Source organism: Oscillospiraceae bacterium, assembly GCA_035380125.1.
GTDB lineage: Bacteria > Bacillota > Clostridia > Oscillospirales > JAKOTC01 > DAOPZJ01.
The window spans coordinates 17,272-25,709 of the sequence record DAOSWV010000034.1 but is presented as its reverse complement, the minus strand read 5'-3'; the positions used below and the strand labels follow the sequence as shown (position 1 = coordinate 25,709).

Annotated in this window: 8 protein-coding genes; 4 read left to right on the top strand and 4 right to left on the bottom strand. The window is 48.8% G+C overall.

Annotated elements, in window-relative coordinates:
• The coding region (locus tag PK629_11810) for a hypothetical protein (protein HOP12161.1) at positions 1-769 on the bottom strand (769 nt) is incomplete at its 3' end.
• Between the two features lie 1,300 nt (positions 770-2,069).
• A complete protein-coding gene (locus tag PK629_11805) occupies positions 2,070-2,228 on the bottom strand; it encodes an LPXTG cell wall anchor domain-containing protein (protein ID HOP12160.1) in 159 nt (52 codons plus the stop codon).
• A gap of 117 nt (positions 2,229-2,345) precedes the next feature.
• Between PK629_11805 and PK629_11800 the strand changes: the two genes are divergently transcribed.
• A complete protein-coding gene (locus tag PK629_11800; GenBank protein ID HOP12159.1) occupies positions 2,346-3,560 on the top strand; it encodes an AI-2E family transporter in 1,215 nt (404 codons plus the stop codon).
• Positions 3,561-3,765: 205 nt separating this feature from the next.
• The gene (locus PK629_11795) at positions 3,766-5,475 is read left to right on the top strand and encodes an AMP-binding protein (GenBank protein ID HOP12158.1); all 1,710 of its coding nucleotides are present in this window, start codon (positions 3,766-3,768) and stop codon (positions 5,473-5,475) included.
• Here PK629_11795 and PK629_11790 read toward each other — a convergent pair.
• Both PK629_11790 and PK629_11785 read right to left on the bottom strand, forming a co-directional pair.
• Positions 5,464-5,784 carry an AzlD domain-containing protein gene (locus tag PK629_11790; GenBank protein HOP12157.1) on the bottom strand — a complete coding sequence of 107 codons (321 nt, stop codon included), beginning with the start codon at positions 5,782-5,784 and terminating at the stop codon, positions 5,464-5,466. The two genes, PK629_11795 and PK629_11790, sit on opposite strands and share 12 nt — an antisense overlap.
• On the bottom strand, positions 5,781-6,497 hold the full coding sequence (locus tag PK629_11785) for an AzlC family ABC transporter permease (protein HOP12156.1): 717 nt from the start codon (positions 6,495-6,497) through the stop codon (positions 5,781-5,783). Before PK629_11785 ends, PK629_11790 begins: the two co-directional genes overlap by 4 nt.
• Before the next feature lie 141 nt (positions 6,498-6,638).
• Here PK629_11785 and PK629_11780 point away from each other — a divergent pair, with 141 nt between their 5' ends.
• Positions 6,639-8,135, top strand: a complete 1,497-nt coding sequence (locus PK629_11780; protein HOP12155.1) for a glycoside-pentoside-hexuronide (GPH):cation symporter — start codon at positions 6,639-6,641, stop codon at positions 8,133-8,135.
• A gap of 11 nt (positions 8,136-8,146) precedes the next feature.
• Positions 8,147-8,438: hypothetical protein (locus PK629_11775; GenBank protein ID HOP12154.1), on the top strand; the 292-nt coding region annotated here is incomplete at its 3' end.

The window sequence follows — 8,438 nt, the reverse complement described above, 5'->3', positions numbered from 1 at the left end:
CTGTGCTGCTCCCCGCCCCGTTCATGAACAGCATATCCATCATGTAATTCAGTTCCTTTTCCGAATCACTGATCTGATACTGTTGTGTCGAATTGTTGTTTGTATTGCTGCCCGAAGTTGCGTTGCCGCTGTTTGTGTTATTGCCCGAACCTGCGGTATCGGCATTCGGCGCCGCGCCCATATTGGGAATCGTCACATCGGTTGGATTCACTTTCACGCTGTTGCTTTCTGTGGTTTCACCCGCAGTATAACCCAAATTTTCCAGATTGTCAACCTCACTTTGGTAACCGCTTTTCTTTTCCGCTGCAGAAACATCTTGGTCCTCATCCGTCATACTTCCGTTTGAGTCCTGCTGTCCGGCGTTGTACATTGCCTCAATCTGCTCCGAATAGTTCCCGGCGGCGGCATTGGCCCTTGTTTCGCGGGATAAATCCGTTCCGTTCAGACCAGCATTGTAAGCGTCAATCAGGTCGGCGTTTCCGATACCCTCGACAAGCTGCGGGCTTTTCACCGTAATATCTTCTATTGTTTTCGCCCCGTTTGTTCCCGTTTTCGGGTCGACTTTGGGCTTGTTTCCGCTTGTTACATTAGTGGTTGTCTTGGTTGCTGTATTCGCAGGCGGAATGGCGCTTCTGTTCACGACGTCATCTTCCGGCTCATAGATTGGCTGTGTCGCCGTAGGGGTTTCCGGCGCCTGTTCGTCCGGTACATCAACTTCCGGCGGATGATAGGTTTCGATTAGATTTACCGGTTGATAAACGTCATCCATACCCGAGATCTCCGGTGTGATATTTCCTGCCCTCAATTTTTCTTGTAACTTCTTAAGGTGCTTTCTCAATGACTCCATGCTCATTTTAATACCCCCACATCCCCTTATCTGTTTTAAACGCGCCGCCGATTGACATAGCAAACGCTTTTCTGAATACAGCTTAGCATATTTTACTGCTCTTTTGCGACCCCATCCGGCATTCTAATATTAGACCGGAAATTCCGCTTTACGTCAATGTTTTTTGCGATTTCTCCAACAAATCAAACCGGCACAATTCCTCGAATCCGTTATCTTTCACACGGCCATCTGCCATTCGTCTCTGTCCTGTTTCATATCTCTTTTAATTGATGAATTTCATATACTGGTAACAAGACCGATTGTTTTAGCGAAAAACAAAAAGGAGCTGGTCAAGTCCCAACACCAATGTTTTGGTCACAAATATAAGATCGTTTTTCGTTAATTTATCATTTACGTAACCGCATTTTGGCTTAACCATGCGGTTTTTCCGTGTTTTTCCACAATTATTTTTATAATTTTAAATTTTTTTTGTAAAATTTGTTGACAACCAGAAATATCGGTGTTATACTATAGACGTAGTTCAGGAAACTACGGGAATTATATCCGGAAAGGGGTGAGTCCGATGAAGTAAAACGGTCCGCGCGAGTCGACACGCGGACGGTAAACTGTGACTCGACAGCAAATTGTATCTCCGAGGAAAGGAATGATCTGTATGAAGATTTGCTTGAGAATGAAAACAGTTGCCGTGGAGGATACTCCCCCGGACAATTAACCAAAGTTCAACGCAAGGGAGTGGTTACGTTTTGAATGTAGTTATGGTGATCGGAATTTAGCACCGACTGACATCAAAGGGCTTGAAATGCTGTGAATTATCGACGACATGTCAGCTAACGGTTGCTGAAGTTCCACCCCAGCTTAATTGAATATCTGAAAATATAAGGGCGCCCCACTGGGGCGCTCTTTATTATTGATTTAAGGTACCGCACGGCGGGAATATTTATTTAACCACCCCGTCATAAACATTCTGCGGATGTTTATGCCACCCCTCCACAGAGGGGAATTCATGTTTTCTGCGGTGTTCTGCGCCCAAACCGAACAGCAGATGATATCCGTCATTTCACTTCAGTGCCGCGGCAATCCAGACCGCTTGAGTTTCCGGATTGCTTCGTCCTGCGCGGGGATTTTGCCCTACGTTTCTCCTCGTAAAGACGATATCCCATCATTACGAAGGACCCGAAATCCTCTACACTGCAATCCAAAAACAAGTAAATTTATGAGTCACTCAGCGTTTTCTGTTGCGGGTAAAAAACCAAGCACCCGTCGCAATTAAAAGCACCGCAATGATCACCCACGGCTGCGGGGAGACATTGCCGGCGGTCTGCGGTTCGGAGACAACGCTGTCAGCCGCAGTCAGAAGAATATGAATCAAACTGTAAAACACCCGAATCACCTCACTGTATATATTCTACCATTTTATATCATTTAAAACAACCGGATATTGACAGTTAACCGCCGGAAATGTTATGCTTATTATGATGTAAATTGTGCGAGGTGTTCCATGAAAAAATTCTTTGCTTACTTTAAAACACCCAAAGTTGTCACCGGGCTGATCGTCACTTTCTGCGGCATTTTATTCTATCTGCTGCTCAGCAACATCACGGGCGTCGGAAACTTTTTCGGCGGCGTTTTGAATGTGCTGTCCCCGTTTATCTGGGCGGCAATTTTCGCGTATATCCTGAACCCGGCCGTCAAATTTTTTGAGGATAAAGCGTTCCGAAAAATGAAACGGCGCAAGGCTGCGCATATACTGAGCGTGATCATCTCCTATATCGCTGCAATCGCCGTTTTGGTTTTGTTGGTTGTGCTTCTGATTCCGCAGCTGGCTGATTCAATTATGCTGCTGATCAATAATCTCGAGGGTTATTTTAACGGATTGCGGAACACCCTTGTTTCACTGGAAGCGAAATATGCGTTCCTCGATTTTAACGTCGATGAATTCATGGGCAGCTTCAGCGAATGGATCAAGACCGCCGTCACCTGGATCAGTGACAACATCGGTCAAATTGCGGATGCTTCGGTTAAAGTCGGCAGCAGCGTATTTAACTTTTTCTTGTCGCTGATTCTTTCGATTTATATTTTATTGGACAAACAGCATGTCCGCCGTATCGTCAAACGGGTCTCGGCGGCAATCGTCAAACGCGAATCCTGGCCGCGCTTTCGGGCCAACGCCCGCAGAGCTGACCGCATTTTTACGAATTTTTTAGCCGGTAATATCATCGACGCGGTGATTGTGGGCGTTGCGACTTTCTTGTTTATGGTTATTTTAGGGCTGCCCTACCCCGTGCTGCTGTCGGCCATCATCATGGTGACCAATTTCATCCCGACATTCGGCCCGATCATCGGCGCGGTGCCCTGCTTATTGATTATCGTACTGGTCAACCCGCTCGACGCACTTTGGTTTTTGATCTGGATCATCGTGATTCAAACCATCGACGGGAATCTGCTGAAACCGTTGTTGTTCGGCGATTATACCGGTCTGCGCCCGATTTGGGTGTTAATCTCTATTGTGCTGTGCGGACGGCTGTTCGGGATTGCCGGTATGATTCTCGGCATTCCGTTGTTTGCGGTGCTTTCCGAGCCGATCGAAAATGCCATCAACCGCAGACTCGGCGCAAGAGGGTTAGATGAAAACGGGGATGTTGCCCCCGAGGAAACGGCGAAAAAAGAACCTGCACCCATTAAAAACGATTCTTCCGAGAAACCGAAAAGTTAACTCGGCGATAAACCTAATTACAAGTAAACTTCAAGCAAAACAAAATGCCAAAGCCGCTGTATTTTTACGGCGGCTTATATTTATTTTGCAATACACTTATTGCAATCATCGCAATATGCTGGTATAGTAATGAAGGAGAAATTCTGTTTTTCAAAGCAGTGTTTTTTCGCAATATAAAGCGCTTTACAGGCAGAAAAAGGAATCAATGATGGAAGTAAATATCTACAACGAAAAAAGGTTTAACGACTTTCGGGAAATCATCAATTACAGCGCCGATAAATTCGGAAGGAAACCGGCATTTATTATAAAAGATTCAAACGGGCACTATCTGAATATCACTTACATAGAATTAAAAAATCGCTTTTATACGATGAGTCAACGGCTCATCGAATTAAAGCTACAGGGAAAACGCATTGCCGTGATCGGAAAAAACAGTTTCGAGTGGGTGCTTTCGTATCTTTGCGCAGCTGTGATCGGCGTTGCCGTGCCGATTGATAAAGAACTCCATCCCGAAGATGTCCGCGACTTTATGCAATCCGCCGAATGCAGCGCCGTTTTCGGAGAAAACGATTATCTGGAGAATCTGAAACCGCTTCTTGCGGATGGAATTCAATGCTTTGATTTTTCCGACGTGATGTCGATATCCGAACCGGTCAAGCCGATTCAAACAGATGAAGTTGATGCGATCGGTATTTCAAAGGATGAAATGCAGGTTTTGATCTTCACTTCCGGTACAACCGGAAGCGCCAAAGGCGTGTGCCTGTCGCAGTATAACATCTGTTCGGATATTCATTCGACGGTCAGCGCGGTAAAAATTACGCCCGCTGATACTACGCTGTCCATACTCCCGCTGCACCACACCTACGAATGCACACTCGACTGCCTGCTGCTGCTTTCACGAGGCGCCTGCATTACCTATTGCGACGGACTTAAAAAAATCCCGAAAAACTTTACGGAATATCACCCCACGGTTTTGGTGGTTGTCCCCGCCCTGCTGAAAGCGCTGAACAAGCAAATCCGGAAATCCGTCGCGGCCGGAAGCCCGGAAAAATACAAACCGCTTTTCGAGACGCAGACCCTCTCGCAGGCACTTTCGAATGTCCCGTCGGTGATCCGTCAGATCATTCGCCTGAAAGTCCGCAAATCACTCGGCGGAAAAATGCGCCTGTTTATCGTGGGTGCGGCGGACCTCGATACCTCGCTGGTCGATGACTTTGCGGCACTCGGCATCCGTACCCTGCAGGGTTACGGCTTGACCGAATGCGCTCCGCTTCTCGCGGGCAACAGCGATTTCTTTTTAAATCCGACTTCCACCGGTCGGGCAATGCCCGGCATTACCTTAAAAATCGACGATCCGAACGAAGACGGTATCGGTGAAATTCTCGCAAAAGGCGACAATATCATGCTCGGTTATTACCGCGACGAAGAGGCGACCCGTGCCGTGTTCCGGGACGGGTGGTTCTGCACCGGTGACTTGGGATGCATGGACGATGACGGCTCTCTGTATATCAAAGGGCGCAGGAAAAACGTCATTGTGACTTCCAACGGCAAAAACATCTATCCGGAAGAACTTGAAATCCGCCTGTCGCAACTGCCGGAAATCAGCGACGTCATCGTTTTGGCGGACACACAAAACGGCGATATCTGCGTCAAGGCAAAAATATTCCCGAACCTTGACTTCATCAAAGAAACCCTCGGGCGGCTGCCGAAAGCGGAAGAGATCCATGCGGCCATCCAAAAGGTCATCCGTGACGTCAACGAAAAAATCCCCTCTTATAAACACATCAAAGTCGTGGAAATATTGACTGCGGCGCTTGAAAAGACAACGACGCAGAAAATCAAACGGTTCGGGGCAAATCTTGCTTCGGTGATTACAAATAAAACCGCATCCGCCGAAAACGCCTCAGCCAAATAACCGGAACACGGATTCGGTCAGAAACACCGCGAGGCAGGCGAATATTGCCACCGTCAGCAGCTTTTTCTCGAACAGCGACAGCACGACCGCCACGGCAAGGCCGACGGCCGCCGACAGCACCATGTCGCTGCAATAAAATATATCCGGGATCACCATCGCCGAAAGCACGGCGAACGGCATATAATACATGAACGAGATCACAAATTGATTTTCGAGTTTGCGCCGGATCAACGTCAGCGGCAGCATACGGATCAGGTAGGTCACACCCGCCATCACCGCGACATAAAGCAGGATTTTGCCGATGCTCATTGCCTGTCACCGCCTTTGACCGGGAAGCAAATTGCCCCGAATACCGACGCGGCCACCGCGCAGATGATGATCACAAAACCCGAGGACAAATTCTCAAGATACGGCGTAAATCTGAATAAGCAACTCAGCCCGACCGACATCGCAATCACAGCGAACGCCGGCCGGTGTTTTTTTGCGGGCGGAAGAATGATGGCGATGAACATTGCATAGAGTGCAATCGAAAGCGCCGAACGCAGCATTTCGGGCATGATCCCGCCGGCCAATGCGCCGAGTAACGTCCCCAGTGTCCAGCCGATCAAAGGCGCGGTTCCCAATCCGTATAAATAGACATTGCCGAGTTCGCCCTGTTTTTCGCTGGCGACGCCGTAGATTTCATCGGTGACAAAGAACGAGACGATCAGCCGCCGCAGCGCTGTCATGCTCTTGTCGAGTTTTTGCGAAAGTGAAGCCGACATCAGCGAATAGCGCAGGTTGATGACGATTTGGGATAAGACCAATTCGATCACCGGCGCACCGCCTGCAATCAACCCGATTCCGGCAAACTGCCCCGCCGAAGTGACCGTCGTCATGGAGATCACCACCGCGATCCACCAAGGGATGCCCATATTGACGGCCATGATGCCGAAAGAAAAAGAGACCGAGATATATCCCAGCCCGATCGGCAATCCGTCCTTGAACCCCTTTATATAATCTTGACCGCGCAATCTGGTCATTTCGCCTTTTACCCTGCCTTTATGCCGTAAATACAGCGAAAAACATTATACAATAAACTCGGTTTTTTCGCAATATGAAGTTGTATTCCGGCGGAAAATATGATAAAATTTCTTCATCACCATATAAAGGATGACAGACAAATGAAAACACCGCTTTCCGAGGCCACCGTTTTCAAGCGCAACAAATGGGCGTACAGCATTCCCGGAATCGGCCGTGACATGGCCTATACGCTCTTCGCAACCTATGTTTTGACCTATGTCCTGTTCACCCGCTCCGTGACGACGGAGCAATTCGCGACTCTCGGCATCATTCTGGCGATCTTTCGTGTCTGGGATGCGCTGAACGACCCCGTAATGGGCGGCATTGTCGAAAACACCCGGGGCAGATTCGGAAAGTTTAAACCTTGGATCATGATCGGAGCCGTCACCAACGGCGTGGTGCTGGTGGCGATGTTCACCAACCGCGTCGAGGGTTGGGCTTTTGTCTGGCTGTTTGCGGTTCTGTATTTATTATGGGATATCACCTGGACGATGAACGACATCGCCTACTGGTCGATGCTGCCGTCTCTGACCAGCGACCCCAAACGCCGCGACAGCGTAACTTCGCTGGCCAATCTCTTCGGAGGTATCGGCGCCATCGCGGCCACCGGGTTGATCCCGATCTTCACCAACGGCACAAATGCCATCGGCGGCAACTCCATTTCGGGTTATATCGCCGTGGTTATTTTTATCGCATCGGCGCTGGTCATCAGCCAGATCATCGTCTGCGCCTGTGTCAAGCAGGACAACACCTCCCGTTCCGAAAAAGAAGCGAACGTCGGGCTGAAAAAGATGTTTCATGTGATCTTTCACAACGATCAGCTGCTGTGGGTCACGTTGATTATGCTGCTTTATAACCTCGGCAGCACATTGATCACCGCATTCGGCGTCAACTATATGTATCTCTCGTTCGGCTATGACGGATTTTTAGTGACCTTGTTCGTGGCTTTCTGGGCGATCGCGTCGATTGCGATCAACGCGCTCTATCCGACGTTTGCCGCTAAACGGAACCGCAAAACGTTATCCAAACTCGCTGTCATCATGACGACGGTGGGTTATGCGATGTTTTTCCTCGGCGGCACCCTGATTCCCAACACCGATGCGCTGCGGGTTTTGAATATCGGGCTGCTGTGCCTTGAGGCGTTCATCATCGGATTCGGGCAGTCGTTGTTTTACATGGTCACCACGATCTGCTTGACCAATACCATCGAATACAATCAGTACAAAACCGGCGAACGCGACGAGGCCATCATTTTCTCGCTGCGTCCGTTTATGGCCAAGATGGGCAGCGCGCTCCAGCAGGTCGTGATTACGGTCGTCTACATCGCCATCGGCATGACGACGCTCACAAACGGCATCTCCGAAGTCGAGAAAAACGCCAATTTACAATTGATCGACGAGACGGCGAAAACCGATCAAATCGCCGCGCTGCTGAATGCCGCACCCGGCTCGATGGTCTTGTGGCTGAGAATCTGTATGACGCTCCTGCCGATTATACTGATCGGCTGCGCCTATCTGGTGATGCGTAAACGGGTGAAAATCGACGAAAACGAATATAAAAGAATGCTTACGGAAATCGAGGAACGCGAAAAAATCTAAATCAGGAGGTCATGATGAAACATCAAGGGAACAAAATTGCACGAATTTTTACTGTGGTACTGTTGATTCTGCTGCTGTCCGTTCTGCCGGTGCAAATCGGCGCTGAAACGGAAGGCGCTTGGGTAATGGTCGATATACTCGAAGTGAACACGCAGGATGAAATTGACGCGTACAATAACGATCCGGAAATCAATTTTGATCATGAGACAAGCGGTTCAAACGGAACCTTTATACGAAAAACCACATATACGGGAAAAGATGATTATTATTATGATCCACCCAAGCTCAATGGCGAAAGCGTGA

What these genes read in the sequence shown, in the direction of transcription:
- PK629_11780 (HOP12155.1), top strand. Translation starts at nt 6,639, where the DNA reads ATGAAAACACCGCTTTCCGAGGCCACCGTTTTCAAGCGCAACAAATGG.
- PK629_11795 (HOP12158.1), top strand. Translation starts at nt 3,766, where the DNA reads ATGATGGAAGTAAATATCTACAACGAAAAAAGGTTTAACGACTTTCGG.
- PK629_11790 (HOP12157.1), bottom strand. Translation starts at nt 5,784, where the DNA reads ATGAGCATCGGCAAAATCCTGCTTTATGTCGCGGTGATGGCGGGTGTG.
- PK629_11800 (HOP12159.1), top strand. Translation starts at nt 2,346, where the DNA reads ATGAAAAAATTCTTTGCTTACTTTAAAACACCCAAAGTTGTCACCGGG.
- PK629_11785 (HOP12156.1), bottom strand. Translation starts at nt 6,497, where the DNA reads ATGACCAGATTGCGCGGTCAAGATTATATAAAGGGGTTCAAGGACGGA.